At 73.4% G+C, this 23,961-nt stretch carries 22 protein-coding genes and 2 pseudogenes; 16 read left to right on the top strand and 8 right to left on the bottom strand.

Going from position 1 to position 23,961, the window contains the following annotated elements; genetic code table 11:
* Positions 1–9: 9 nt before the first annotated feature.
* Positions 10–2,895 (top strand): aminomethyl-transferring glycine dehydrogenase, encoded by a 2,886-nt coding sequence (gene gcvP, locus ACSLIC_RS01915; protein WP_436735934.1) that lies wholly within the window; start codon positions 10–12, stop codon positions 2,893–2,895.
* 115 nt (positions 2,896–3,010) lie between these two features.
* Here the strand turns inward: gcvP and ACSLIC_RS01910 are convergent, their stop codons facing one another.
* On the bottom strand, positions 3,011–3,217 hold the full coding sequence (locus ACSLIC_RS01910; protein ID WP_436735933.1) for a DUF5999 family protein: 207 nt from the start codon (positions 3,215–3,217) through the stop codon (positions 3,011–3,013).
* Positions 3,218–3,505: 288 nt separating this feature from the next.
* Positions 3,506–4,096: a hypothetical protein gene (locus ACSLIC_RS01905; protein WP_436735932.1), complete on the bottom strand. Its 591-nt coding sequence runs from the start codon at positions 4,094–4,096 to the stop codon at positions 3,506–3,508.
* 591 nt (positions 4,097–4,687) lie between these two features.
* On the opposite strand from ACSLIC_RS01905, the gene ACSLIC_RS01900 reads away from it, so the two are divergent.
* Positions 4,688–6,208, top strand: a complete 1,521-nt coding sequence (locus ACSLIC_RS01900) for a glutamate-cysteine ligase family protein (RefSeq protein ID WP_436735931.1) — start codon at positions 4,688–4,690, stop codon at positions 6,206–6,208.
* Between the two features lie 47 nt (positions 6,209–6,255).
* On the opposite strand, the pseudogene ACSLIC_RS01895 reads toward ACSLIC_RS01900, so the two are convergent.
* Positions 6,256–7,215, bottom strand: a pseudogene (locus ACSLIC_RS01895) (VWA domain-containing protein); the annotation flags it as partial.
* Between the two features lie 254 nt (positions 7,216–7,469).
* Between ACSLIC_RS01895 and ACSLIC_RS01890 the strand changes: the two are divergent.
* The gene (locus ACSLIC_RS01890) at positions 7,470–8,270 is read left to right on the top strand and encodes a CPBP family intramembrane glutamic endopeptidase (RefSeq protein WP_436735930.1); all 801 of its coding nucleotides are present in this window, start codon (positions 7,470–7,472) and stop codon (positions 8,268–8,270) included.
* A 27-nt stretch (positions 8,271–8,297) separates the two neighbouring features.
* On the opposite strand, the gene ACSLIC_RS01885 is transcribed toward ACSLIC_RS01890, so the two are convergent.
* The 3 genes from ACSLIC_RS01885 to ACSLIC_RS01875 form a co-directional block, all read right to left on the bottom strand.
* The gene (locus ACSLIC_RS01885) at positions 8,298–9,116 is read right to left on the bottom strand and encodes a PhzF family phenazine biosynthesis protein (RefSeq protein ID WP_436735929.1); all 819 of its coding nucleotides are present in this window, start codon (positions 9,114–9,116) and stop codon (positions 8,298–8,300) included.
* 239 nt (positions 9,117–9,355) lie between these two features.
* Positions 9,356–10,165 carry an NAD(P)H-binding protein gene (locus tag ACSLIC_RS01880; RefSeq protein ID WP_436735928.1) on the bottom strand — a complete coding sequence of 270 codons (810 nt, stop codon included), beginning with the start codon at positions 10,163–10,165 and terminating at the stop codon, positions 9,356–9,358.
* 72 nt (positions 10,166–10,237) lie between these two features.
* Complete coding sequence (locus ACSLIC_RS01875; RefSeq protein WP_436735927.1) at positions 10,238–10,801, bottom strand: DinB family protein; 564 nt, start codon at positions 10,799–10,801, stop codon at positions 10,238–10,240.
* A gap of 277 nt (positions 10,802–11,078) precedes the next feature.
* Between ACSLIC_RS01875 and ACSLIC_RS01870 the strand changes: the two genes are divergently transcribed.
* The 3 genes and pseudogenes from ACSLIC_RS01870 to ACSLIC_RS01860 form a co-directional block, all read left to right on the top strand.
* A complete protein-coding gene (locus ACSLIC_RS01870) occupies positions 11,079–11,702 on the top strand; it encodes a Clp protease N-terminal domain-containing protein (protein ID WP_436735926.1) in 624 nt (207 codons plus the stop codon).
* A gap of 48 nt (positions 11,703–11,750) precedes the next feature.
* Complete coding sequence (locus tag ACSLIC_RS01865) at positions 11,751–12,803, top strand: EamA family transporter (protein WP_436735925.1); 1,053 nt, start codon at positions 11,751–11,753, stop codon at positions 12,801–12,803.
* Positions 12,804–12,957: 154 nt separating this feature from the next.
* A pseudogene (locus tag ACSLIC_RS01860) lies at positions 12,958–13,317 on the top strand (EamA family transporter); the annotation flags it as partial.
* 47 nt (positions 13,318–13,364) lie between these two features.
* Here ACSLIC_RS01860 and ACSLIC_RS01855 read toward each other — a convergent pair.
* Positions 13,365–14,045, bottom strand: a complete 681-nt coding sequence (locus tag ACSLIC_RS01855; protein ID WP_436735924.1) for a pyridoxamine 5'-phosphate oxidase family protein — start codon at positions 14,043–14,045, stop codon at positions 13,365–13,367.
* A gap of 36 nt (positions 14,046–14,081) precedes the next feature.
* On the opposite strand from ACSLIC_RS01855, the gene ACSLIC_RS01850 reads away from it, so the two are divergent.
* From ACSLIC_RS01850 to ACSLIC_RS01815, 8 genes are all read left to right on the top strand, one after another.
* Positions 14,082–15,413 carry an aminotransferase class I/II-fold pyridoxal phosphate-dependent enzyme gene (locus tag ACSLIC_RS01850; protein ID WP_436735923.1) on the top strand — a complete coding sequence of 444 codons (1,332 nt, stop codon included), beginning with the start codon at positions 14,082–14,084 and terminating at the stop codon, positions 15,411–15,413.
* A gap of 415 nt (positions 15,414–15,828) precedes the next feature.
* Positions 15,829–16,665: a HipA family kinase gene (locus ACSLIC_RS01845; RefSeq protein ID WP_436735922.1), complete on the top strand. Its 837-nt coding sequence runs from the start codon at positions 15,829–15,831 to the stop codon at positions 16,663–16,665.
* The gene (locus ACSLIC_RS01840; protein WP_436735921.1) at positions 16,662–17,048 is read left to right on the top strand and encodes a DUF3037 domain-containing protein; all 387 of its coding nucleotides are present in this window, start codon (positions 16,662–16,664) and stop codon (positions 17,046–17,048) included. The genes ACSLIC_RS01845 and ACSLIC_RS01840 overlap by 4 nt, the downstream gene beginning before the upstream one ends.
* Before the next feature lie 166 nt (positions 17,049–17,214).
* Positions 17,215–17,976, top strand: a complete 762-nt coding sequence (fabG, locus tag ACSLIC_RS01835) for a 3-oxoacyl-ACP reductase FabG (protein ID WP_436735920.1) — start codon at positions 17,215–17,217, stop codon at positions 17,974–17,976.
* A 28-nt stretch (positions 17,977–18,004) separates the two neighbouring features.
* Entirely contained in the window at positions 18,005–18,760 is a 756-nt protein-coding gene (locus ACSLIC_RS01830) for an SDR family oxidoreductase (RefSeq protein ID WP_436735919.1), read from the top strand.
* Between the two features lie 123 nt (positions 18,761–18,883).
* Positions 18,884–20,464, top strand: a complete 1,581-nt coding sequence (locus ACSLIC_RS01825) for an ABC transporter substrate-binding protein (protein WP_436735918.1) — start codon at positions 18,884–18,886, stop codon at positions 20,462–20,464.
* A gap of 115 nt (positions 20,465–20,579) precedes the next feature.
* On the top strand, positions 20,580–21,269 hold the full coding sequence (gene ung, locus ACSLIC_RS01820; protein ID WP_436735917.1) for a uracil-DNA glycosylase: 690 nt from the start codon (positions 20,580–20,582) through the stop codon (positions 21,267–21,269).
* Between the two features lie 165 nt (positions 21,270–21,434).
* The gene (locus ACSLIC_RS01815; protein ID WP_436735916.1) at positions 21,435–21,980 is read left to right on the top strand and encodes a hypothetical protein; all 546 of its coding nucleotides are present in this window, start codon (positions 21,435–21,437) and stop codon (positions 21,978–21,980) included.
* A gap of 37 nt (positions 21,981–22,017) precedes the next feature.
* On the opposite strand, the gene ACSLIC_RS01810 is transcribed toward ACSLIC_RS01815, so the two are convergent.
* The gene (locus ACSLIC_RS01810) at positions 22,018–22,482 is read right to left on the bottom strand and encodes a hypothetical protein (protein ID WP_436735915.1); all 465 of its coding nucleotides are present in this window, start codon (positions 22,480–22,482) and stop codon (positions 22,018–22,020) included.
* Positions 22,483–22,533: 51 nt separating this feature from the next.
* Between ACSLIC_RS01810 and ACSLIC_RS01805 the strand changes: the two genes are divergently transcribed.
* Both ACSLIC_RS01805 and ACSLIC_RS01800 read left to right on the top strand, forming a co-directional pair.
* A complete protein-coding gene (locus ACSLIC_RS01805; protein WP_436735914.1) occupies positions 22,534–22,947 on the top strand; it encodes a hypothetical protein in 414 nt (137 codons plus the stop codon).
* Positions 22,944–23,846 (top strand): Gfo/Idh/MocA family protein, encoded by a 903-nt coding sequence (locus ACSLIC_RS01800; protein WP_436735913.1) that lies wholly within the window; start codon positions 22,944–22,946, stop codon positions 23,844–23,846. Before ACSLIC_RS01805 ends, ACSLIC_RS01800 begins: the two co-directional genes overlap by 4 nt.
* Positions 23,847–23,961: the final 115 nt, after the last annotated feature.

The following is a 23,961-nucleotide window of genomic DNA, read 5'->3' as shown; positions in this document are numbered from 1 at the left end:
GGCCTCCGCATGACCGCCAACCGCATCCCGCTCTCCCGCCTCGAACAGGGCGTCCCGTTCGAACAGCGGCACATCGGGCCCGACGCCGGTGACCGCGCCAAGATGCTCGCGCAGGTGGGGTACGGCTCGCTGGACGAACTCACCGCCGCCGCCGTCCCCGACGTGATCAAGAGCGCCGAGGCGCTGGACCTGCCCGAGGGCCGCTCCGAGGCGGAGGTCCTCGCCGAACTGCGCGGTCTGGCCGACCGCAACCAGGTCGTCGACTCCATGATCGGCCTCGGCTACTACGGCACCTTCACCCCGCCGGTCATCCTGCGCAACGTCATGGAGAACCCGGCCTGGTACACGGCGTACACGCCCTACCAGCCGGAGATCTCGCAGGGCCGGCTGGAGGCGCTGCTGAACTTCCAGACCACGGTCGCCGACCTCACCGGTCTGCCCACCTCCGGTGCCTCCCTGCTCGACGAGGGCACCGCCGCCGCCGAGGCGATGGCGCTCTCGCGCCGGGTCGGCAAGGTCAAGCAGGGCGTCTTCCTCATCGACGCCGACACCTTCCCCCAGACCATCGCGGTGATCGAGACGCGCGCCGAGCCGACCGGCGTCGAGGTGGTCGTCGCCGACCTTGCCGGAGGCATCCCCGCCGAGGTGGCCGAGCGCGGCGTCTTCGGCGTCCTCCTCCAGTACCCCGGTGCCTCCGGGGCCGTCCGCGACCTCAAGCCGGTGATCGACGCCGCGCACGAACTGGGCGCCGTCGTCACCGTCGCCGCCGACCTGCTCGCCCTGACTCTGCTGACCCCGCCCGGACAGCTCGGCGCGGACATCGCCGTCGGCACCACTCAGCGCTTCGGCGTCCCGATGGGTTTCGGCGGCCCGCACGCCGGATACATGGCGGTCCGCGAGAAGTTCGCCCGCAGCCTCCCCGGCCGCCTGGTCGGCGTCTCGGTCGACGCCGACGGCGACCGTGCCTACCGGCTCGCCCTCCAGACCCGCGAGCAGCACATCCGCCGGGAGAAGGCCACCAGCAACATCTGCACCGCGCAGGTGCTGCTCGCCGTGATGGCCGGGATGTACGCGGTCTACCACGGGCCCGACGGGCTGCGCGGCATCGCCGGGCGCACCCACCGCTTCGCGGCGCTCCTCGCCGAGGGGCTGCGCCGGGGCGGGGTCGAGGTCACCGAGGACTCCTTCTTCGACACCGTGACGGCGCGGGTGCCCGGCCGCGCCGCCGAGGTCGCGTCCGCCGCCCGCGAGCGGGGCATCAACCTCCGCCAGGTCGATGCCGACCACGTCTCGGTCGCCTGCGACGAGACCACCACCCGCGTCCAGCTCGCCGCGGTCTGGGAGTCCTTCGGCGTCAGCGCCGACCTTGAGCAGCTGGACGCGTCCGCACCGGACGCGCTGCCCGGGGCGCTGCTCCGCGAGGACGCGTACCTGACCCACCCGGTCTTCCACCAGTACCGCTCCGAGACCGCCATGCTGCGCTACCTGCGGCGGCTGGCCGACCGGGACTACGCGCTGGACCGGGGCATGATCCCGCTCGGCTCGTGCACGATGAAGCTGAACGCGACCACCGAGATGGAGCCGGTCACCTGGCCGGAGTTCGGCGCGCTGCACCCCTTCGCCCCCGCCGGACAGGCGCAGGGCTACCTCACGCTCATCCGCGAGCTGGAGGAGCGCCTGGCCGAGGTCACCGGGTACGACAAGGTCTCCCTCCAGCCCAACGCCGGCTCGCAGGGCGAGCTGGCCGGGCTGCTCGCCGTCCGCGGCTACCACCGGGCCAACGGCGACCTGGACCGCACCGTCTGCCTGATCCCCTCCTCGGCCCACGGCACCAACGCCGCCAGCGCCGTGATGGCCGGCATGAAGGTCGTCGTCGTCAAGACCTCCGACGACGGCGAGATCGAGATCGAGGACCTGCGGGCCAAGATCGAGCAGCACCGCGACCAGCTCGCCGTGCTCATGATCACCTACCCGTCGACTCACGGTGTCTTCGAGGAGCACGTCGCCGACATCTGCGCCGCGGTCCACGACGCCGGCGGCCAGGTGTACGTCGACGGCGCCAACCTCAACGCGCTGGTCGGCCTCGCCAAGCCCGGTCGGTTCGGCGGCGACGTCTCCCACCTCAACCTGCACAAGACCTTCTGCATCCCGCACGGCGGCGGCGGCCCCGGCGTGGGCCCGGTCGGTGTCCGCGAGCACCTGGCGCCCCACCTGCCCAACCACCCGCTCCAGCCCGCCGCCGGACCCGCCACCGGTGTCGGGCCGGTCTCGGCCGCCCCGTGGGGCTCTGCGGGCATACTCCCGATCTCCTGGTCGTACGTCCGGCTGATGGGCGGCGAGGGGCTCAAGCGCGCCACCCAGGTCGCGGTCCTCGGCGCCAACTACATCGCCAAGCGGCTGGAGCCGCACTTCCCGGTGCTCTACACCGGCCCCGGCGGACTCGTCGCCCACGAGTGCATCATCGACCTGCGCCCGCTCACCAAGGCGACCGGCGTCAGCGTCGACGACGTCGCCAAGCGGCTGGTCGACTACGGCTTCCACGCGCCGACCATGTCGTTCCCGGTCGCCGGGACGCTGATGATCGAGCCGACCGAGAGTGAGAACCTCGCCGAACTCGACCGTTTCTGCGAGGCGATGATCGCCATCCGTGCCGAGATCGAGCAGGTGGCCACCGGCGTCTGGCCCGCCGAGGACAACCCGCTGCGCAACGCCCCGCACACCGCCCGCACCCTCACCGGCGACTGGGACCACCCCTACACCCGTGAGGAGGCCGTCTTCCCGTCCGGTGTCCGCGCGGCCGACAAGTACTGGCCGCCGGTTCGCCGAATCGACCAGGCGTACGGCGACCGCAACCTGGTCTGCTCCTGCCCGCCGCTGGACGCGTACGAGGACTGAGCCGCGAGCCTTGCCCGCGGGGAGGGCGCAGACATGTGAGGGCCGGTTCGGATGCGTCTCCGAGCCGGCCCTGCCGTTTCCCCTCGCGCGGCGCCTGGCCGCCGCGCGCCCTCGCTCACGCCGCCGTGGCCACCCGGCCCGGGAGCAGCGGCCGGTGGGGTGCGACGATCTGCCCGTCGGGCAGCAGCTCGCCGGTGTCCTCGAAGAGGACGACGCCGTTGCACAGCAGGCTCCAGCCCTGTTCGGGGCGGTGCGCCACGAGGCGGGCGGCCTCCCGGTCGGCGGAGTCGGCGGTGGGGCAGAGAGGCTGGTGCTGGCACATGGGTGGGTTCTTTCCCTGCGATGTGGTTGCTGTCCTGCGGCTCGACGTGTTCTTCATGACCGCCCCCGTCTGATCGGTCGTCCCAGTGTTGCCCCGTGGCGCTGAATCCGCAGGCATTTCGCGGCAGCGCTCCTCACTGGGGGAGGACGCGTCACCCGTGCGGGCGGTTCATGTCAACTGCCCTGTCGATTCGGGTGGTTGGAAGTGGTCACATCGGACTAGCCCACAAGAGGGTGGTGCGCCCCGGGCGCGAGGAGGGGGCGTGCGACGTCCCCGCGCCCCGGGCGGTCAGGCCGGCAGCAGCGGGCCGGGCAACTGGCCGGGGGAGAGACGGCGGGTCAGCACCGGCAGCAGCTCGGACGCCGGGTAGGGCCGGTGGGCGGCGATGCCGGGCGGGGCCGGAGCGATCGGGACCAGCAGGTCGGTGGCGAGCGGGCCACCCCGGCCGGCGTCGGCCGCCGGGTCGCCGTGCAGCCAGAGCGTCAGCATGTACAGCCCCGGGACCGACAGCAGGCGCGGCTGGTGCGGGGCGGCGAGGTCGTCGGCCTGGCGCAAAGCCGCCTCGGTGGCGGTGACGTACGGGCCCTCGAAGAAGTGCGAGAAGGCCCAGCCGTCCGGAGTGAGGCGGGTGTCGGCGGCGGCCACGGCCCGCTCGCCGCTGCGGATCAGGAACCGCCAGCCGGCCAGCCGGGTCGGTGAGTCGCTCTCCAAGGTGGAGCGGTCCATGACGTGGACCGGCAGCGGGAGCTCCGGGCTGGTGGGGCCGGTCGCCGCGCGGAGCGCGGAGGTGCGGGCCTCGCGGACGGCCGTCGGGGAACCGAGGGCGGCGAGGACGCTGCGCTCGGCGGGCGCGGGAGCCGGGGAGAAGTGCAGCGGCATGATGGGTCGCCTCTCGTCGGGCAGGCAGGGGACATCAGGGCAGGCGCGGACGACGCTGTCAGCTCAGAGCGAAGGGGCGGGGCAGGGACCTTCGGTCCCCTCCGGTAGACCGGTGCGTGAGGCCGCGATGATCCGCCGGACAGGTCCTGGCGGTCACCAATTCACTGCCTCGTTCGCGGAGTTTATACGACGTGTGTTCCATCGGCGCTTCGCCTACCGGTGCTCAGAATTGCGGGCAAGGCGGTATTCGGTCGCCATAATGAGGGGTTCATCCGGATTTTCTCGGGACGGCACGCCTGTGACCTGGATATTCATCCCGCAGGCGGTCGGCCTGTTCCCGCCGGGGATTTCACCGCGCGCTCGCGGACCTGCGGGCCGAGTGGGCGGCGGGCCAGGGCCGAACAGGTGTCGCGATGCTGGAGGGCATTCGCCCGCAGCTTGCCGCGTGAATGTGCCCAGTGCCTCGGTCGGGATCGAGCCTAGCGCGCGGCGGGCTGCCGCGGGGCGTTATGGATCGCATTGCCTGGGCATCATCTTTCGTGGACCAGCCCTGGGCGGCAGCCGGGGACCAGTACCCCGGGGAGGGCGACGATGGGTGAGAAGGTCGAGGCGGGATCGTTCGATCTGGCGGATCGGCATGCGTTCCGGCGCAAACTTCAGCAGTGTCAGCGGGTGCTGGAGCGGATGCTGGACGAGAAGCGCTTCGACCGCCCGAAGAACCTCCTGGGTCTGGAGATCGAACTCAATCTCGCGGGCTCCGACGGCCTCCCGCGAATGCTGAACCAGCAAGTTCTGGAGCGGATCGCCAGCCGCGATTTTCAGACCGAGCTGGGAATGTTCAATCTCGAAGTGAATATCGCCCCCCACCGATTGGGTGATCGTGTACTGGACCGGCTGGCCGAGGAGTTGCGCATCGGCCTCGGGTATGCAGACCGTAAAGCCGGGGAGCTGGGCGCCGGGATCGTCATGATCGGAATTCTGCCGACCCTCACCCGCGACGATCTGGTCTCCGCCAATCTCACCGACGTCGACCGCTACCGCCTTCTCAACGATGAGATCATCGCCGCCCGGGGCGAGGAATTCCCGCTCGACATCGAGGGGGTCGAGCGGCTGCGCTACACCGCCTCGTCGATCGCCCCGGAGGCCGCCTGCACCTCCGTGCAGCTCCACCTCCAGGTGACCCCCGACCGGTTCGCCGCCGTGTGGAACGCCGCGCAGGCCGTCGCCGCCGTGCAGATCGCGCTCGGCGCCAACTCACCGTTCCTCTTCGGCAAGGAGCTGTGGCGCGAGTCGCGGGTGCCCCTGTTCCTCCAGGCGATCGACACCCGTCCGGTGGAACTGCAGGTCCAGGGCGTACGTCCGCGCACCTGGTTCGGTGAGCGGTGGATCTCCAGCGCCCGCGAACTCTTCGAGGAGAACCTGCGCTACTTCCCCGGACTGCTGCCGATCTGCGCCGACGAGGACCCCGAGGCCGCCCTGGAGGCGGGCCGGGCCCCCGCCCTCGCGGAGATGATCCTGCACAACGGCACCGTCTACCGCTGGAACCGGCCCGTCTACGGTGTCGCTGACGGCGTGCCCCACCTGCGGGTCGAGAACCGCGTTCTGCCCGCCGGCCCCACCGTCGTCGACGTGGTGGCCAACGCCGCCTTCTACTACGGGCTGGTCCGCGCCCTCGCCGAGAGCCGCACCCCGGTCTGGACGAAGCTCCCCTTCGAGGCGGCCGAGGCCAACTTCGACGCCGCCTGCCGGTACGGGATGGACGCCCGGCTCACCTGGCCCCGGCGCGGCAAGTACACCGGCACGGCCGAGACCGACGCGGCCACCCTCGTCCTGGAGGAGCTGCTGCCGCTCGCCTCCGCCGGGCTGGACGCCTGGGGCGTCGACCCGGCCGACCGTGACCGCTACCTCGGTGTCATCGAGGCGCGCTGCCGCCGGCGGACCAACGGCGCCGTCTGGCAGGCGGCCACGTACCACCGGGCACGGGAGAGCGGGATGGAGCGGCACCCGGCGCTCGCCGCGATGGTGCGCCGCTACAGCGACCTGATGCACGCCGGAGAGCCGGTGCACACCTGGCCGGTCGGGGTCACCGACGCGACCGCCCGGCCGGTCTGAGTCCGGCCGGGCGGGACAGGACGGGGCACGGGGTCGGGCGGCGACGGTCAGACGGCGCTGCCCGACCCCATGATCGCCTTGAGGATCACGGCGTGGATCTGCGCCGGGTCGTCGACCTGGTGGCCGGAGCCGCCGGTGGTCTCGGCGATCTCCTTGACCTCCTCCTCGTCGGCGGCCGGGCCGACCGCGAGCGCGATCACCGGGACGAGCCGGTCCGGATCGCGCAGCTCCTCCAGCTCGGCGACGAGGGAGCTGCGGGAAATCGACCCCGGGTCCTCGTCGACCCCGTCGGTGAGGATCACCAGGGCGTTGAACTTCCCGCTGACATGGCTGTCCTGCGCCGCGCGGTAGGTGGCGAGCGTGGTGTCGTGGAGCCCCGTCGCGCCGTCCGGGACGGGTGTGAGGGCGCCGAAGGCGGCGGTGAGGCGTTCGCGGTGGGCCTTGCCCTCCTCGTTCCGGTCGCCGAGTCGGCGGGTCTCGACCAGCTTGCGGTAGTCCTTGTCGCCGTCGAGGCGGGTGGCGAACTCCCACAGGCCGATCTCGTCGTCCGGGGTGAACTGGGAGAGCGCCTGGAGCAGCGACGCCTTGGTGACGTCCATCCGGGACCGGTCGCGGCCCGGCACCGGCTGCGCCATCGAATCCGAGGAGTCCACGACCGTGGTCAGCCGGGCGCTCTGCACCGTGATGGTCCACAGGCCGAGCGTCTCCTGCACCGCCTCCGGCTCCGGCGGCTCGAACTCCTCCTGGTCGTACGGCTGCGGAGTGCGGCCGCCCGCCGCGGTGACCACGGCCTCGCCGGCAGCGCCGGATTCCGGTCGGAAGCCGTGGCGGGTCAGGATGCGGCTGCCCTCCGGCTCACCGAAGAAGTTCATGAGGCGGACCGCCGCCCGGCTCTCGTCGGTGTTCTGCCCGCGCTCGTCGACCAGAGCGAAGGGGTGGTCGAGCAGCGGCGTGCCGTCCTTCGGGTAGAAGAGGTCGAGCCCCTCGTCGTCCTGGACACCGGCGTTGAGGACGGTGGCGATGGCGACGGCACGGCCCCAAGGCCGGGGGCGGGCGCAGCGGCCCCGTACTCATCGGGCAAGCTGTGTCGTCCCATTGCGGTGGTGCCGCTCCTTGAGCGATGAAGCAAGGAGAGGGGGACAGGCACGCCGTCGAGGACGCCCGTCCCCCTCGGCCTGTCGCGCACGATCTTCGGATCTGTTTTCGGGACCCTAGCGGGGTGTGCGGGCGGACGGGACGGGATTGCACAACTGGAGGCGGAGTGCGGACGGAGGCAGGGCTGGTGGTTGGTTCTCTGCGGGTGGAAGACCCCGCTCGGAGGGTGTTCCGGGACGAGACGCTGATCGTGCTGGCGCTGTCGCTGGGGGCGAGCGCCGTCTCCTCCCTGATCAGTTTCGTCGGCTCGGTCACCCGGCCGGGCGGCCTGAAGGATCAGGCGGCCAATCTCAACTCCTCGGCGGCGCCCGGGCGCCCGTGGCTGGATCTGGCCTGGCAGCTCTTCGGTATCGCGACCGCGCTGGTGCCGGTGCTGCTCGTCCTCCACCTGCTGACACGGGAGGGAGCCGGGCCCCGTTCGATCGGCTTCGATCTGAGGCGGCCGCGCTTCGACCTGAGCCGGGGCGCGGTCCTGGCGGCCTGTATCGGCAGCGCGGGGCTCGCCTTCTACCTGGCGTCCCGCGCCGTCGGCATGAACCTCACCGTCGTTCCGGAGTCGCTGCCGGGGGAGTGGTGGAAGTTCCCCGTGCTGATCCTCTCGGCGGCCGAGAACTCGGTCCTGGAGGAGGTGATCGTGGTCGGTTACCTGCTGCGGCGGCTGGAGCAGCTCGGCTGGAGCCCGGTCGCCGTCCTGCTGGCCAGCTCGGTACTGCGCGGCTCGTACCACCTCTACCAGGGCATCGGCGGCTTCCTCGGCAACTTGGTGATGGGCGTCGTCTTCGCCTTCCTCTACCAGCGGTGGCGCCGGGTCGGGCCGCTGGTGGTCGCCCACACCCTCCTCGACGTCGGAGCCTTCGTCGGGTACGCGCTGCTGGCGGGGAAGGTCGGCTGGCTGCCTACGGCCTGATCGGGCGTAGCCGGCCGCTTCGGCCGCTCACACCAGCAGTTCGCCGTCGAACACGGTGACGGCGTCGCCGGTCAGGAAGGTGCGGTCGCCGCGCAGTTCGGTACGGACGATTCCGGTACGCCCCCCGCCCTGGAACCCGGTCAGCCGGTCGCGGCCCAGGCGAGCCGACCAGAACGGGGCGAGGGCGGTGTGGGCACTGCCCGTGACCGGGTCCTCGTCGATGCCGGCCCGGGGGAAGGAACCGCGTGAGACGAAGTCGTAGCCCACGGCGGGATCGTCGGCCCGGGCGGTGGCGATGATCCCGCGCCGACTGTGGCGGACCAGCCCGCGGTGGTCGGGCGCCAGCTCCCGCACGGCTTTCTCGTCGGACAGCTCCAGGAGCAGGTCGCCGCAGTGCGGGCCGGTGTCGTGGACGCTCACCGGAACCGCGCCCAGCGCCTCGGCGAGCCCCTCCGGCAGGGACTCCTCGGTCAGCGACGCGGTCGGGAAGTCCAGGGTGTGCCCGCCGTCGGCGCCGGGCGAGGCGGTGAGGACGCCGCTGCGGGTGGCGAAGCGCACCGGCCCCGCGTCCGGCGCGAGCCGCCCGTCGGCGGTGAGGGCGTGGGCGGTGGCGAGGGTGGCGTGGCCGCAGAGGTCGACCTCGCAGAGCGGGGTGAACCAGCGCAGAGCCCAGTCGGCCTCGCCGCCCGGTTCCAGCGGGTGGGCGAACGCCGTCTCGGAGAGGTTCACCTCGGCGGCGATCAGCTGGAGCCGCTCGTCGTCGGGGAAGGCGTCGAGGAGCATGACCCCGGCCGGGTTGCCGGAGAAGGGGCGGTCGGTGAAGGCATCGATGATTCGCAGGCGCATGTGAGGAGCGTGCCGCCTTCCTGCCTGGGCTGGCAAAGGCCAATCGGGGGCCGGTGGACCGGCTCTGCGGTGCCGCCCGGCTCACCGGTGCCCGTGGCCACCATGCGCCCGCCCCGCCGGAGGCACGTCCCCGGGAGGTCAGGGCCCAGCGCTCGTGGTCCCGCCACTCGCCGTCGATCGCCTGGAAGGCGGGCGAGAACCCCTCGCGTCGGAAGCCCAGGCGCCGGACGAGGGCGAGGTCAGGGACGCTCGGTGAACGCGGCGGCGTGGTCGGCGGCCCATCGGCGAAAGGTCCGCGGCGCCGTCCCGAGGATGTCGGCCACCGCGGAGGTGACGTAGGCGGGCTGTCCGACGGCAGCGTTCCACGCGGAGAGCAGCATGTCGGCGGCCGAGCGGGGCGCCGCACTCTCCCACCGGCGCCGGAACTCCTCCGGTGTCGTCTCCTCGAACGCGATCCGGCGACCCAGGACGTCCCCGATGACCTTCACCTGGGCGGCCTGGGTCAGTGATTCGGGGCCCGTCAGGACGTAGTCGCCGACCGCGTGGCCGTCCTGACCGAGAATCCGCGCGGCGACAGCCGCCACGTCGCGGTCGTCGACCGGGGCCGACTCGGCGGCACCGTGGGGCCACCGGACGGGCTCGCCGGCCCGGATCGCAGGTGCCCACCAGCCCGCCGCGTTCGACGCGAGCATCCCCGGCCGGATGAGCGTCGGCTCAAGTCCGGTGGCGGCGATGAGCCGCTCGATGTCGGCGTGCAGCACCGCCACGGGGTTGGGTTGCTGGAAGAAGGGGTGCGGGGTCCGGTGCGGGGAGGAGAGGAAGACGACCCTCCGCACGTGGGACGCCAGCCGCTCGACGACCGCCTCGGCGGTCTCGGGTGGGGCGGTCCAGACGAGGAAGACGGCACCGGCGCCCTCCAGCGCCGGGTCGAGCGACTCGGGCATGGTGAGGTCGCCGACGACGACCTCGGCCTTCGCCGGCGTCGGGGCTCTGGTGTGAGGGGCCGTGGGGCGAGGCCCCTGGCCTTGGTGATGGTTCTCGTGAGGCATCTCGGCGGCGGTGGCCGCGGAGCGTCACGGACTCCACGCGGGTTTCCGAAGCCCGATCGCCGGTACCGGAAGTCATATTCGGTGCGGTCCGGCTCCGTCCTGCCAGCGGTAGAGGTCGCGCAGCAGGGAAATCTCGGCGCCGTGATGGATCAGCTCCCTGTTGACGTGCAGGACCCTGTTCTCCATGGGATACGGCTCGGGGCCCACCGTGGGCGGATCGTCCAGGTCGGCGTCCGAGAGCTCGCGGACCCCCGCGTTCCATCTTCCGTACATCTCATCGAGCTGGTCCAGCGCCTCGGCGGCGGTCCCCGCATAGGCGAATGTCCGGGAGTCGACGTCCGGGCCGCCGAAGTACCAAGCGACCCGATAGCCCAGACACGAGACGACGATGTGCGCCAGCCGCCAGGCGATCGTGGTCACAGGCGCGGGCACCGGGGCGGGGGACGCGGAGTCCAGCGCCCATACTCCCGAGCCTTCCAGCGTCGGTGCGGCCGACGCGGCGCGTGGGCGGATGCTCCAGCAGCCGCGCACCGGCTCCCAGAAGTACTCCTCGTCGGTAAGGCCGTCCAGTCGTGGCCGCAGGTTCTTGTGCCAGTACCAGTCCACCTGCTCCGCGAGCCGCTCGCTTCTTGTCATGGCCGCACACTACAGACCCGTCGGGCAGGGCGATTGTCACCGCCTGCGGCCATCCTCCCCTGTCGCAAGCCCCGCAGACGGTCAGCCGATGAAGGCTGCCTCCCCTCGCGGCGCGCCTCGGGAGCGCGCGGGCCGCGCCGCGCGCCCCTCGCCCGCGCCGAGCCGCCCCTCCTCCGCAGGGAGGAGGGGCGGCTCCGTCATGCCCACCCTGTGTCGGACGCCCGAATGCGTCCCCCCGGGGATGTGGACGAAGCGCCCGAATGGTGAGGTGGTGGGTGTGCACCACCCTCTCCACATGCCGCCCCCCGGACTCGCTCCGGCCGGCGGTTCCCCGCGGCCCGAGCTGGCCAACGCCCTGGCGGGAGCGCGCCGCCGTGCCCAGCGGGACGGCGACGGCCAGGCCGACACCGCGCACCTGCTCCACGCGCTGCTGGAGCACGACCCCGCCAGCCGGGAGGCCGTCGACGCCTGTGAACAGGGCGGCGAACAACTGGTGAAGCTCCTCGGCCTGCTCGTCCAGCGGAACATCGGCTACGGGCTCAAGTGGCACGGCTCCGTCGAGGACTCCGGCGCCGTGCCGATGGCCCGGTCAGACGGCTGGTCGCCCGCCGCTGCCGAGGCGCTGGACGCCGCCCGGCGCCGAGCGGACGGCCGGGGCGGACGCGCGGCCGGATCGGATCTGCTGGCCGGTCTGGTCGCCGACCCCGGGTGCCGGGCCGTCCAGGTGATGGAACGGGCCGGCGTCGACCGGGAGTTGCTGCGCCGCCGCCTCGACGCGGAGCCGGGCTCTCCGGCGGAGGGCCTGCCCTCGCGCGTCGGCGAACGGGCCGGTCCGATAGACGTGTCCGTGCTACGGCGGGAACTCGGTTCGCCGCAGGACCGCCCGAGCGCGCGGCGGTAAGGAGCGCCACGGGGTGACGCCCCTGATCTCGGCTGCCATGATGTGCCCGTGTCAGCCTCCTCCGCTTCGCCCGCACCCACGGCCCACACCTCCCCGTCCTCCTCTCGGCCCTTCGGTGGCCGCGGCGCGGGACTCGGCCTCGCCCTCGTCTCCGCGCTGGCCTTCGGAGGCTCCGGTGTCGCCGCCAAACCGCTCATCGAGGCGGGGCTGGACCCGCTCCACGTCGTCTGGCTGAGGGTGGCCGGCGCCGCCCTGGTCATGCTGCCGCTCGCCTGGACCCACCGTGATCTGCCGCGCAGGCGGCCGGCGTTGCTGCTCGGCTTCGGCCTGCTGGCCGTGGCGGGCGTCCAGGCGTGCTACTTCGCCGCCATCGCCCGCATCCCCGTAGGCGTCGCGCTGCTGGTCGAGTACCTGGCGCCGGCACTCGTCCTCGGCTGGGTGCGGTTCGTGCAGCGGCGTCCGGTGACCCGGGCCGCCGCCCTCGGCGTGGTCCTCGCCGTCGGCGGGCTCGCCTGCGTGGTCGAGGTGTGGGCCGGGCTGCGCTTCGACCTGATCGGCCTCCTGCTGGCGCTCGGCGCCGCCTGCTGCCAAGTCGGCTACTTCGTCCTCTCCGACCGGGGCGGCGACGCCGGCGACGAGGCCCCCCACCCTCTTGGTGTCATCGCGTACGGCCTGCTCGTGGGGACCGCGGTGCTCACCGTGATCGCCCGGCCCTGGTCGATGGAGTGGAGCGTGCTGGCCGGTACGGGGCGGATGGACGGGACGCCCGTCGCCGCCTTCCTGCTGCTCGGCTGGATCGTGCTGCTCGCCACCGTGCTCGCCTACGTGACCGGGGTGCTGTCGGTGCGCAGGCTGTCGCCCGCCGTCGCGGGGGTCGTAGCGTGCCTGGAAGCCGTGGTGGCCACGGTCCTCGCCTGGGTGCTGCTCGGCGAACACCTCTCCCCGCCGCAGATCGCCGGGGGCGCGGTGGTCCTGCTCGGCGCGTTCATCGCCCAGTCCTCCACCCAGGCCGCTCCGTCGGCGGGGCCGGTCGCGGCGTCCCGGCCGGCCGGGACGCCGACGGTGGTGGAGGAGTTGTCCGCCTCCCGCGACCGTGCCTAGCGTGCGACCCACGCTCCGTGCACTCGTCCTTCCGCCCTGCTGCCTGAGGCGGTCCCCGTACGTCGTGGCCCGGCACTCGCCGGGCGGCGAGTGCCGCCCGCAGGCGTGAACCGTTCGCTGCACCCCATCTGCGGAGAACACCATGTCCCACCCGTCCGCCGTCGGCGCCGTACTCCTCCTGCCGTTCGGCCTGTGGGAGGGGCTGGTGCCGCAGAGCGCCGACCCGCTGCGCGTGGTCTGGCTCCTGGGGTACGTCGCCGCCGTCCCGAGTGCCCTCGCCTACGCCCTGTACTTCGCCGGGGCGGCCGTGGTCCGGTCGGCGACCGTCTCCGTGATCATGCTGCTGGAGCCGGTCAGCGCGGCCGTCATCGCGGTGGTCATGCTCGGGGAGGAACTGACGGTGCCGACGGTGGCCGGGACGCTCCTCATGCTGGTGTCCGTGGTCGGACTGGCGGTGGCCGAGACGCGCGGCGTCTCCGCCGCCCGGCGGGTGGCCGCCGAGGCCGCCAGCTGACGTGGCCCGCGGGCGGCGCCTGATCCGGTGCCGCCCCGGTACCTGCCTCAGCCCGCGGGCGTGAGGTACCCGGGCAGCGGGACGCCGGCGCCCAGGCCGGCGGCGGGCACCGGGGTGCCGTACCGGGTCTCGACCGGGACCAGCCCGGCCCAGTACGGCAGCGCCAGGTCCTCGGGGTCGTCGCCGGGCTCGCCGGTGCGCGACTTGGCGGAGACCTCGGCCAGTTCGAGGCGGAGCACGGCGGTGGCGGCCAGTTCCCGGGCGTCGGCGGGGCGGCAGTCGGCCGAGCGGCCCGGCAGTACCTGCTCGACCAGTGCGTCCAGGGCGGCGGCCTTCTCGGCGGGGTCGGTCACCTGGTGGGCGGTGCCGTGGGCCACCACCGAGCGGTAGTTGAGGGAGTGGTGGAAGGCGGACCGGGCCAGCACCAGGGCGTCGACGTGGGTGACGGTCACGCAGACCGGCAGCCCGGCCTCGTCCCCGGCGGAGCGCAGGGGACGCGAGCCCGTGGAGCCGTGGACGTACAGGTGCTCGCCGATCCGGGTGTACAGGGTCGGCAGGACCACCGGGGCGCCGTCGCGCACGAAACCGAGGTGGCAGACGGTGCCCTCGTCGAGGATCGCGTGGACCGTCTCCCGGTCGTAGGAGGCGCGGTCGCGTGAGCGGGTGGGGACGGTGCGCGAGGTGGGGACGTACGCGCCCTGGTCCGGGGTCTCCTGCGGCGTGGCCATGGCGAACTCCATTTGCACTAGTGCATAATGTGGTTTGTGCTAGGAGAGTATCGGATCGTCGGGCGGCGTGCCGCCGAGATTTCCGCCAGTGTGGAACGGGGCGTCGCCACCGGCGCGCTCCCGCCGGGGCACGCGCTGCCGCCCCTGCGGGAGCTGGCGGAACGGCTCGGCGTCGACCCGAACACCGTCGCGGCCGCGTACCGCCTGCTGAGGGAGCGCGGGGTGATCGAGACGGCCGGGCGGCGCGGCAGTCGCGTCCGGGCCCGGCCGGTCTCCACGCCGCGCGACCAGATCCGGGTGGAGGTGCCCGACGGCGCCCGCGACCTGTCGACCGGTGACCCCGATCCCCGGTTGCTGCCCGCCCTCGCACCCGCCTTCGCCGAGGCCGCCCGCGCCGCCGACGCCCGGCCGGTCCTCTACGGGCAGGAGCCGCTGGACGCCGGGTTCGCCCGGCTCGTACGCGGTGCCTTCGAGGCCGACGGGGTCCCGGTCGGCCCGCTCGCCGCCACCTCCGGCTCCCTCGACGCCATCGAGCGCGTCCTCGCCGCCCACCTGCGGCCCGGTGACGCCCTCGCGGTCGAGGACCCCGGCTGGGGCAGCCTCCTCGACCTCGTCCCGGCGCTCGGGCTGCGGCCGTTGCCGGTCGCGGTCGACGACGAGGGGCCGCTGCCCGAGGAGGTCCGGCGGGCGCTGGCGGAAGGCGCGCGCGCCGTGGTGCTCACCTGCCGCGCCCAGAACCCGACCGGCGCGGCCGTCTCCGCCGCCCGGGCCCGGGAGTTGCGCGAGGTGCTCGTCGCCCACCCCGAGGTGCTGCTCGTCGAGGACGACCACGGCCACGGCATCGTCGCCCCGCCGCCGCACCCGCTGGCCGGCACCACCACGCACTGGGCCTTCGTCCGCTCGGTCGCCAAGGTGTACGGCCCCGATCTGCGGGTCGCCGCCGTGACCGGGGACCCGGTCACACTCGACCGGCTCCGGGGCCGCCAGCGGCTCGGGCCCGGCTGGGTGAGCCTGCTGCTCCAGCGGGCCGTCGCCGCCCTCTGGCGGGCCGGCGCCCCCGACCTCGCCGAGGTGGCCCGCGCCTACGACGAGCGGCGCGAGGCGCTGGTCCGGGCGCTGGCGGGGCGCGGGGTCCAGGCGCGCGGGGCAGGCGGCCTCAACGTCTGGGTGCCCGTCGCCGACGAGACCCGCGCGGTCTCCGCCCTGCTCCACGCCGGCTGGGGGACGGCCCCCGGGGCGCGGTTCCGCCTCGGTGCGCCGCCCGGCGTCCGCATCACCGTCTCCCCGCTGTCCCCGGACGACATCGAGCCCCTGGCCGACGCCGTGGCCGACGCCGTGCGGCCGCCGCGCGGGGTGCGTTACGCCTGAGGCCGGGAGCGAGTCGGCCGGGCGCGGCGCCAGGGTCGCGCCGACCAGGGCCGACACGGCATCCAGCGGTGTCGACCGGGCAGGGGGCCTCGCCGAGCGGGGCGACGGCCGGGGCGGCGAAGCGGCTGCCGTGGCAGACGCGGGTGATGCGGGCGTCCCGAACGCCCGGGACCAGGCAGCCCGCGTGGGCGCAGACCGCGCCGAACGCCTGGAGTTCACCCTTCTCCGGCTTCCCCCATGACACCCCGTCGCCCCCGACCGCCCCGGTCGGCGCACGCGCGGGACCCGGTCGCCGGACCGGCTCCGGTGGAGCGCCCGTTGTCCCGGAGCCGGGTTCCGGTGCGGGGGGCGCGGTGAGGTGCCGCCGGTCCCATGGCCCGGCGGGGGCCGTCCGGGGCGCACGTAGTGTGGGCGCATGCTCACCGAAGTCTCCGTGACCCGCTACATCACGCCGCTGCGTGAGGGCGGGTCCCTCCCCGGTCTGGTCGAGGCGGAAGGGGACGGCCACCGCGCCCCCTACGTCCTCAAGTTCAGCGGCGCGGGACAGGGCCGCAAGACCCTGGTCGCCGAGGTGGTCTGCGGGCAGCTCGCCCGCGCCCTCGGCCTGCGCGTCCCCGAACTGGCGGCGGTCCGGCTCGATCCCGTCCTCGGCCTCGGTGAGCCCGACGAGCAGGTGCAGGCCCTGCTCAAGTCCAGCGGCGGCCTCAACCTCGGCATGGCCTACCTCAGCGGCGCCCTCGGCCACGACCCGCTCTCCTACACCGTGCGCGCCGACGAGGCGGCCCGCGTCCTGTGGTTCGACGCGCTGGTGGGCAACGTCGACCGCTCCTGGCGCAACCCCAACCTGCTCGTCTGGCACGGCGACCTCTGGCTCGTCGACCACGGCGCCACGATGATCTGGCACCACAACTGGCCCACCGCGGCCAAGTCCGCGCTGCGCCCCTACGACGGCGCCGACCACGTCCTGGCCCCCTTCACCTCCGCCCCCGAGGTCGCCGCCGCCGACGCCGAGCTGCGCCCGTGGATCACCCCGGAACTGCTGGCCGCGGTCACCGCCGACATCCCGGACGTCTGGCTCGCCGACGAGCCGGGGTTCGAGACGCCGGACGCCGTCCGCCGCGCGTACGCCGAGACCCTGCTGACCCGCGCCGAGGGGCTTCTCGGCCGGCTCACCCTCCCCTCCGGCCTCGCCCCGGCCGGACCGCCCTACGGCTGGCGTGCCCCCGCCGCCGGTGAGGAGCCCCGCCCGTGACCACCGGCCAGGACGTCTTCGAGTACGCGACACTGCGCGTCGTGCCCCGCGTCGAGCGCGGCGAGCTGATCAACGCCGGAGTGGTCGTCTACTGCCGCGCCCGGGGCGTGGTCGCCGCCCGCACCCATCTCGACGAGGCCCGGCTCGCCGCCCTCGACCCCGCCGCCGACACCACCGGCGTACGGGCCGCCCTCGGCGCCGTCGAGCGGTTCTGCGCGGGCGGCGACGCGGCCGGTGAGGCCGCGGGTGACGACGCCGGGAGGCGGTTCCGCTGGCTCATCGCGCCGCGCTCCACCGTCGTGCAGCCGGGGCCCGTGCACACCGGGCTCACCGACGACCCGGAGGCGGAGGCGGACCGGCTGCTGGAGCAGCTCGTGCTGTGATCCTCGTCCGGCTCTCCGCGTGCCGTTGACACCGGGTGCCAGGGCTTCTAGCGTCACGCCAGGAGAAGGTACTAAGCGGTCGCTCACCCGTGAGGCGGGCCGTCGCCCGGGGCCGCGTCCCGCGGCTTCGCGGGCGTTCCAGGATTTCCAGGACGAGGAGAACAGCATGTCCACCACCGAGCAGCGCGTCGCCGTCGTGACCGGGGCCGCCCGGGGCATCGGAGCCGCCACCGCCGTCCGGCTGGCCGCCGAGGGCCGTGCCGTCGCCGTCATCGACCTCGACGAGGCCGCCTGCGCGGGCACCGTCGAGCGGATCACCGCCGCCGGAGGCCGCGCGCTGGCCGTCGGCTGCGACGTCTCCGACGAGGCCCAGGTGCAGGCGGCGATCGACCGCGTCGCCGCCGAGCTGGGCGCGCCGACCATCCTGGTCAACAACGCCGGCGTCCTGCGCGACAACCTCCTCTTCAAGATGAGCGCGTCCGACTGGGACACCGTCATGAACGTGCACCTGCGGGGCGCCTTCCTGATGAGCCGTGCCGTGCAGAAGCACATGGTCGACGCCGGGTTCGGCCGGATCGTCAACCTCTCCAGCTCCTCTGCCCTCGGCAACCGCGGCCAGGTCAACTACGCCGCCGCCAAGGCCGGCCTCCAGGGGCTGACCAAGACCCTCGCCAAGGAACTGGGCAAGTTCGGCGTCACCGCCAACTCGGTCGCCCCCGGCTTCATCGCCACCGACATGACCGCCGCCACGGCCGAGCGCGTCGGCATGGGCTTCGAGGACTTCCAGGCCGCCGCCGCCACCCAGATCCCCGTCCAGCGCGTCGGCACCCCCGACGACATCGCCAACGCCATCGCCTTCTTCACCGGCGACGCGGCCGGCTTCGTCTCCGGCCAAGTCCTGTACGTGGCCGGCGGCCCGCTCAACTGACCCCCGCCGCAGAGAACGGACGACAACCATGACTGTGCAGGACAGCGGCAAGGTCGCCCTCATCACCGGCGCCAGCCGGGGCATCGGCTACGGCGTCGCCGAGGCACTGGTCGCCCGCGGCGACCGGGTCTGCATCACCGGCCGTACCGAGGAGACCCTCAAGGAGGCCGTGGAGCGGCTCGGCGCCGACCGGGTCATCGGGGTGGCGGGCAAGGCCCACGACACCGGCCACCAGGCCGAGGCGGTGGCGCGGACCATGGAGGCGTTCGGCCGCGTCGACTTCCTGGTCAACAACGCCGGCACCAACCCGGTCTTCGGCCCCATCGCCGACCTCGACCTGAACGTGGCCCGCAAGGTCTTCGAGACCAACGTGATCTCGGCGCTCGGTTTCGCCCAGCAGACGTTCAAGGCGTGGCAGGCGGAGAACGGCGGCGCCATCGTCAACATCGCCTCGGTCGCCGGGGTCTCGGCCTCTCCCTTCATCGGCGCGTACGGCATGAGCAAGGCCGCCATGGTCAACCTCAGCCTCCAGCTCGCCCACGAGTTCGCGCCCAAGGTGCGGGTCAACTCCATCGCCCCGGCCGTGGTGAAGACCAAGTTCGCCCAGGCCCTCTACGCAGGGCGCGAGGAGGAGGCCGCGGCCGCCTACCCGCTGGGCCGGCTCGGGGTTCCCTCGGACATCGCCGGAGCCGCCGCCTTCCTCACCTCCGAGCAGTCCGCCTGGGTCACCGGGCAGACGCTCGTGATCGACGGAGGCATCTTCCTGAATGCGGGCGTCGGCTGACGAAGCCGCGCGCACGGGACGTTCGACGCTTCAAGTCCCTGATGGACCAAGGCACTTGGGCCATCAGGGGCCTGCGGTAGGGTGCGCCAACCCCCTTGGCACGGCCGATCGAGGAGTGAGCGCGTGTTCAACCGGAATCGACGTCTGCGTGTGGTGGCGGCCGCAGCATCCACCTCCCTGCTGGCTGGTTGCGGCCTGGTGCCGTTCAGCAGCGAGGAAGAGAAGCAGGAGATCGTGGTCGGCACCATGAGCGCCCCCACCACCCTCGACCCGGCCGCCGCTTGGGACGGCTCCTGGGAGCTGTACCGGAACATCTTCCAGACCCTGGTGAACTTCCCGCCCGGAGCCACCGAACCGCAACCGGACGCCGCCGAGAGCTGCCGGTTCATCGACACCCAGAACAAGGCGTACGAGTGCGTCCTCCGCGAGGGCCTCACCTTCTCGGACGGCGCCGGGCTGGACGCCGACGCGGTCAAGCACTCGGTGGACCGCATCGTCGCCATCAACGACAAGCGCGGCCCCGCCGGCCTGCTCGGCAGCCTCGACCGGGTCGAGGCCAAGGACGAGCGCACCGTCACGTTCCACCTGAACAAGTCGGACGCCACCTTCCCGTTCGTGCTCTCCGCCCCGGCCCTCTCGCTCGTCTCCCCGGACGCCTACCCGGCCGACAAGCTGCGCGAGGGCGACGACGTGGTCGGCTCGGGGCCGTACACGCTGGAGGACTACAAGCCGGAGGACCACGCCGACCTGGCCAGGAACGCCGGCTACAAGGGCCCGGCGAAGGTCGGCAACGACGCCGTCTCCATCCGGTACTTCAAGGAGTCCGGCACCATGGTGGGGGCGCTGAAGAAGGGGGAGATCGACATCACCTTCCGCGGCCTCGCCGCCGAGGACGTCGTCGCCCTCGACGGGAAGAGCCGCAAGGCGGGCATCCAACTGGTCGAGACGGCCGGCACCGAGATCCGCTACCTCGTCTTCAACCCCGAGGACCCCTGGGCCAGGAACCCGGCCGTCCGCAAGGCCGTCGCCCAGACGGTCGACCGCGGCGCGATAGCCCACAAGGTCTACCGAAACACCGTGGAGCCGCTCTACTCGATGGTCCCCCGGGGGCTGACCGGCCACGCGACCAGCTACTTCGACCGCTTCGGCAAACCGGACGAGAACAAGGCCGCGCAGATCCTCTCCGACGCCGGGATCAACGAGCCCGTCCCGTTGACGCTCTGGTACACCACCGACCGGTACGGCTCGGCCACCGAGAAGGAGTTCCAGGAACTGAAGCGGCAGCTGGACGGCTCCGGACTCTTCGACGTGACGATCAAGGGCCGCCCGTGGAAGACCTTCGAACCGGGCTACCGCAAGGGCGAGTACCCCGTCTTCGGCCGCGGCTGGTTCCCCGACTTCCCCGACGCGGAGAACTTCATCGCCCCGTTCGTCGGTGAGAACAACGCGCTGAGCACGCCGTACGTCTCCAAGGAGATCACCGACGAGCTGCTGCCGCAGTCGCGCCGGGAGAGCGACCGGGGCGCGGTCGCCGCGCAGTTCGAGAAGGCCCAGGCGATCCTTCTGGAGGACACCCGGCTGCTGCCGCTGTGGCAGGGCAAGCAGTACCTCGCCGCCAGCGAGGAGATCGCCGGCGCCGAACGCGCCCTCGACCCCTCGGCGATCATGATGATGTGGGAGCTGAGCCGCAAGCAGAGCTGGTAGCCGGGCGACGCCCCTCCCCGACGACCGGGGAGGGGCCGGGCGGCGGGCACGGCTGTCGGTGGGCGCCGGTAGGTTCTCCGGTGATACGTGACCGCACCACCGGAGGGTTGTCCACGTGACCGACACCGCCCAGCTGCCCGAGTCATGGCGAGAGGTCCTCGGCGAGGAACCGCAGAAGCCCTACTTCCAGCAGCTGATGGAGTTCGTGGCGCAGGAGCGCGCCCGCGGGCCGGTCTACCCGCCGCGCGACCAGGTCTTCGCCGCCCTGGAGGCCACCCCCTTCGACCAGGTCAAGGTCCTCGTCCTCGGCCAGGACCCGTACCACGGCGAGGGCCAGGGCCACGGCCTGTGCTTCTCGGTGCGCCCGGGCGTGAAGACCCCGCCCTCCCTGCGCAACATCTACAAGGAGATGCACGCGGAGCTGGGCCACCCCGTCCCGGACAACGGCTACCTGATGCCCTGGGCCCGCCAGGGCGTCCTCCTGCTCAACGCGGTGCTCACCGTCCGCGCCTCCGAGGCCAACTCCCACAAGGGCAAGGGATGGGAGAAGTTCACCGACGCGGTCATCCGCGCCGTCTCCGACCGCCCCGACCCGGTCGTCTTCGTCCTGTGGGGGAACTACGCCCAGAAGAAGCTGCCGCTGATCGACACCGAGCGGCACGCCGTGGTCAAGGGCGCCCACCCCTCCCCGCTGTCGGCGAAGAAGTTCTTCGGCTCCCAGCCCTTCACCCAGATCGACAAGGCCGTCGCCGAGCAGGGCCACGAGCCGATCGACTGGCGCATCCCGGATCTCGGACCGAACTGACCGGCGGGCCCGGCACGGGCGCCGCCGTCCACCCGGGCGGTGCGCCCGACACCGCTGTGCGGACGAGCCCGCCCGGTGGCGCGCCGGGAATGTCGGTGGGGGCGGCTAGCGTCGAGGGCGGTCGCCGGGTGCCGGGCGGCCGTCCGACGACACGACGGAGGAACGGTGGCGGAACAGCAGGGGCAGGCGGCCGAGGACCCGGTGATGACCCGGATCGGGCAGATCGCCATGCTGCAGCACGCGGGGGACCGGGAAGAGGCCGGGCAGCGGTTCGCCGCCCTCTGGGAGGAGATCGGCCCCGACGCGGACCCCCTCCACCGCTGCACCCTCGCCCACTACATGGCCGACACCCAGCAGGACCCGGCCGAGGAGCTGCGCTGGGACCTGCTGGCGCTGGAGGCCGCCGACGGGCTCACCGACGACCGGGTCGCCGCCCACCACGCCTCGCTCGCGGTCCGCGGCTTCTACCCCTCCCTCCATCTCAACCTCGCCGCCGACTACGCCGGGCTCGGTCGTCCCGACGCGGCCCGGGACCACCTTCGCCAGGCCCGCGCCCGGGTCGACGCCCTGGCCGACGACGCATACGGGCGACTGGTGCTCGGCGGCATCGAGCGGCTGGAGCGCGAGTTGGGGGTGGGTGACGGGCCCGCCGGCGGGGCCGCGGGGTCGGTGGGGCGCCCCCGAGCCGAGGGAGAGGCGGGCGGCGCCTGAACTCCGGGCCGGCTCGCGGCCCGTATCCGACAGCGGATCAGCCTCCGTAGGTGTCGTCGCAGATCCGCGACGGGGGGCTGCCCGGCGGCCACGTGCCGTACTGCCGTCCCAGGGCGCAGACGTCCGCGTCCGCCGGGGGAGGCGGGGCCGGCGGTTCGGCTCGGGGGACGGGCGGGGCGGCGGGCGCCGGAGCCGGGCCAGGCCGCCTCGGCGCGGGGCGCGGGGCCGCCGGTCGGGGCGGGGGAGCCGCCTTCGAGGGCTGGGGACGCGGCGGACGCGCCGCCGCGGCGGTGGGGTCCTCCCCGGTCCTGCGCAGGGCCTCGCGGGCCGGGGACCGTTCGATCTGCGGTTCGGCGTGCTCCTCGGCGGCGGTCGGCGCGGTGGCGGGGGAGCGGCCGGGAGGCGACCCCGCCCCGGGCGGCCGGTCCACGGTGACGCAGCCGGCGACGGCGGTCACCGCGACGGTGGCCAGGAGCGCGGCGGCGGTTCTGGTTCGGTGCACGCGCGCCACTCTGGCCCATCGAGGCCGGTCCCCGCGCCGCCCGGCCGCAGGATGGCCCGCACGGGTGACGCCCGGCGCGCGAGGCTGCCGTGCGCAGGGGCTGCGGCCAACCTCGGCCAGGGCGGCAACCAGGCGATCGAGAACGGTGTGGTCCTCGCCCACCACCTCGCCCCGGGCACCCCGCCAGGGGCCGACCTCGCCGCGTACAGCGCCGAACGGCTGCCGCGCACCAGCGCCGTCGTCGCGCGGGCCGCGAAGGCCGGGGCGCTCACCCTGCTGCGTCCCGCACTCGCGGTGCGGGCGCGCGACACGCTGGTCGCCACGGCCGGCCGGCTCGGACCCGACCTCGTACTGCGCTCCTTCGCCGGGATCACCGACTGGCGGCCGCCGGAGCGCACGTATGCTTCCCCCGCGCGCGGCGCCCGTCCGGAGGGCCGCCGCCAGGACGCGGGGAGCGGCACATGAGGGTCGGCTGCATCGGACTCGGGGACATCGCGCAGAAGGCGTACCTGCCGGTGCTGACCGCCCAGCCCGGCGTCGAACTCCACCTGCAGACCCGCACCCCGGCCACGCTGGCCCGAACGGCGGCCGTGTACCACCTGCCCGAAGAGCGGTGCCACCGGGATCTCGACTCCCTGCTGGCCGCCCGCCCGGACGCCGCCTTCGTGCACGCCCCGACCGAGGTCCACGAGTCGCTGGTCGGCCGGCTGATCGAGGCCGGGGTGCCCACCTACGTCGACAAACCGCTCGCCTACGACTACGCCGCCTCCGAGCGGCTCGTCGCCCGGGCCGAGGAGCGCGGCGTCCCGCTGGCCGTCGGCTTCAATCGACGGTACGCGCCCGCCTACCTCCAGTGCCTGGAGCACCCCCGCGACCTGATCGTCCTCCAGAAGAACCGGGTCGGGCTCCCCGAGCGGCCGCGCGGCTTCGTCTTCGACGACTTCATCCACGTGATCGACACCCTGCGCTTCCTGGTCCCCGGCCCCGTCGACCACGTGGGCATCCGGGTCCGGGCCGAGGCCGGGCTCCTGCACCACGCGGTGCTCCAGCTCGGTGGTGACGGCTTCACCGCGCTCGGTGTGATGAACCGGCTCAGCGGCTCCACCGAGGAGATCCTGGAGGTCTCCGGCCAGGACAGCAAGCGCCAGGTCCTCAACATCTCCGACATCGTCGACCACAAGGGCCAGCCCAGCGTGCGCCGCCGGGGCGACTGGGTGCCCGTCCCGCGCCAGCGCGGCATCGAGCAGGCCGCCCTCGCCTTCCTCGACGCCGTCCGCGCCGGGGAGACGCTCGACGCCCGGGACGCGCTGGAGACCCACGAACTGTGCGAGCGCGTGGTGCGCGAGGCGGAGACGGCGGGGTAGGACCGCCATCGGCCTTACACGGCCGCGCGCTTCCCTTTCCGCGGTCCACGCGACCGTGCCGCCCGCCACCACCAGCCACGCCACCGCCGCGTGGACCGCCCGGTCCCCGAACCGC

Origin of the sequence: Streptomyces sp. BBFR102, from assembly GCF_051397025.1 — a bacterium.
Lineage (GTDB): Bacteria > Actinomycetota > Actinomycetes > Streptomycetales > Streptomycetaceae > Streptomyces.
This window is presented reverse-complemented; position numbering and strand designations above follow the sequence as displayed.

Bases quoted from the DNA above. Each gene is read 5' to 3' on its own strand.
- gcvP (WP_436735934.1), top strand. From the start codon at position 10: ATGACCGCCAACCGCATCCCGCTCTCCCGCCTCGAACAGGGCGTCCCG.
- ACSLIC_RS01910 (WP_436735933.1), bottom strand. From the start codon at position 3,217: ATGTGCCAGCACCAGCCTCTCTGCCCCACCGCCGACTCCGCCGACCGG.
- ACSLIC_RS01905 (WP_436735932.1), bottom strand. From the start codon at position 4,096: ATGCCGCTGCACTTCTCCCCGGCTCCCGCGCCCGCCGAGCGCAGCGTC.
- ACSLIC_RS01900 (WP_436735931.1), top strand. From the start codon at position 4,688: ATGGGTGAGAAGGTCGAGGCGGGATCGTTCGATCTGGCGGATCGGCAT.
- ACSLIC_RS01885 (WP_436735929.1), bottom strand. From the start codon at position 9,116: ATGCGCCTGCGAATCATCGATGCCTTCACCGACCGCCCCTTCTCCGGC.
- ACSLIC_RS01880 (WP_436735928.1), bottom strand. From the start codon at position 10,165: ATGCCTCACGAGAACCATCACCAAGGCCAGGGGCCTCGCCCCACGGCC.
- ACSLIC_RS01875 (WP_436735927.1), bottom strand. From the start codon at position 10,801: ATGACAAGAAGCGAGCGGCTCGCGGAGCAGGTGGACTGGTACTGGCAC.
- ACSLIC_RS01855 (WP_436735924.1), bottom strand. From the start codon at position 14,045: ATGGCCACGCCGCAGGAGACCCCGGACCAGGGCGCGTACGTCCCCACC.
- ACSLIC_RS01845 (WP_436735922.1), top strand. From the start codon at position 15,829: ATGCTCACCGAAGTCTCCGTGACCCGCTACATCACGCCGCTGCGTGAG.
- fabG (WP_436735920.1), top strand. From the start codon at position 17,215: ATGTCCACCACCGAGCAGCGCGTCGCCGTCGTGACCGGGGCCGCCCGG.
- ACSLIC_RS01830 (WP_436735919.1), top strand. From the start codon at position 18,005: ATGACTGTGCAGGACAGCGGCAAGGTCGCCCTCATCACCGGCGCCAGC.
- ACSLIC_RS01805 (WP_436735914.1), top strand. From the start codon at position 22,534: ATGGCCCGCACGGGTGACGCCCGGCGCGCGAGGCTGCCGTGCGCAGGG.
- ACSLIC_RS01800 (WP_436735913.1), top strand. From the start codon at position 22,944: ATGAGGGTCGGCTGCATCGGACTCGGGGACATCGCGCAGAAGGCGTAC.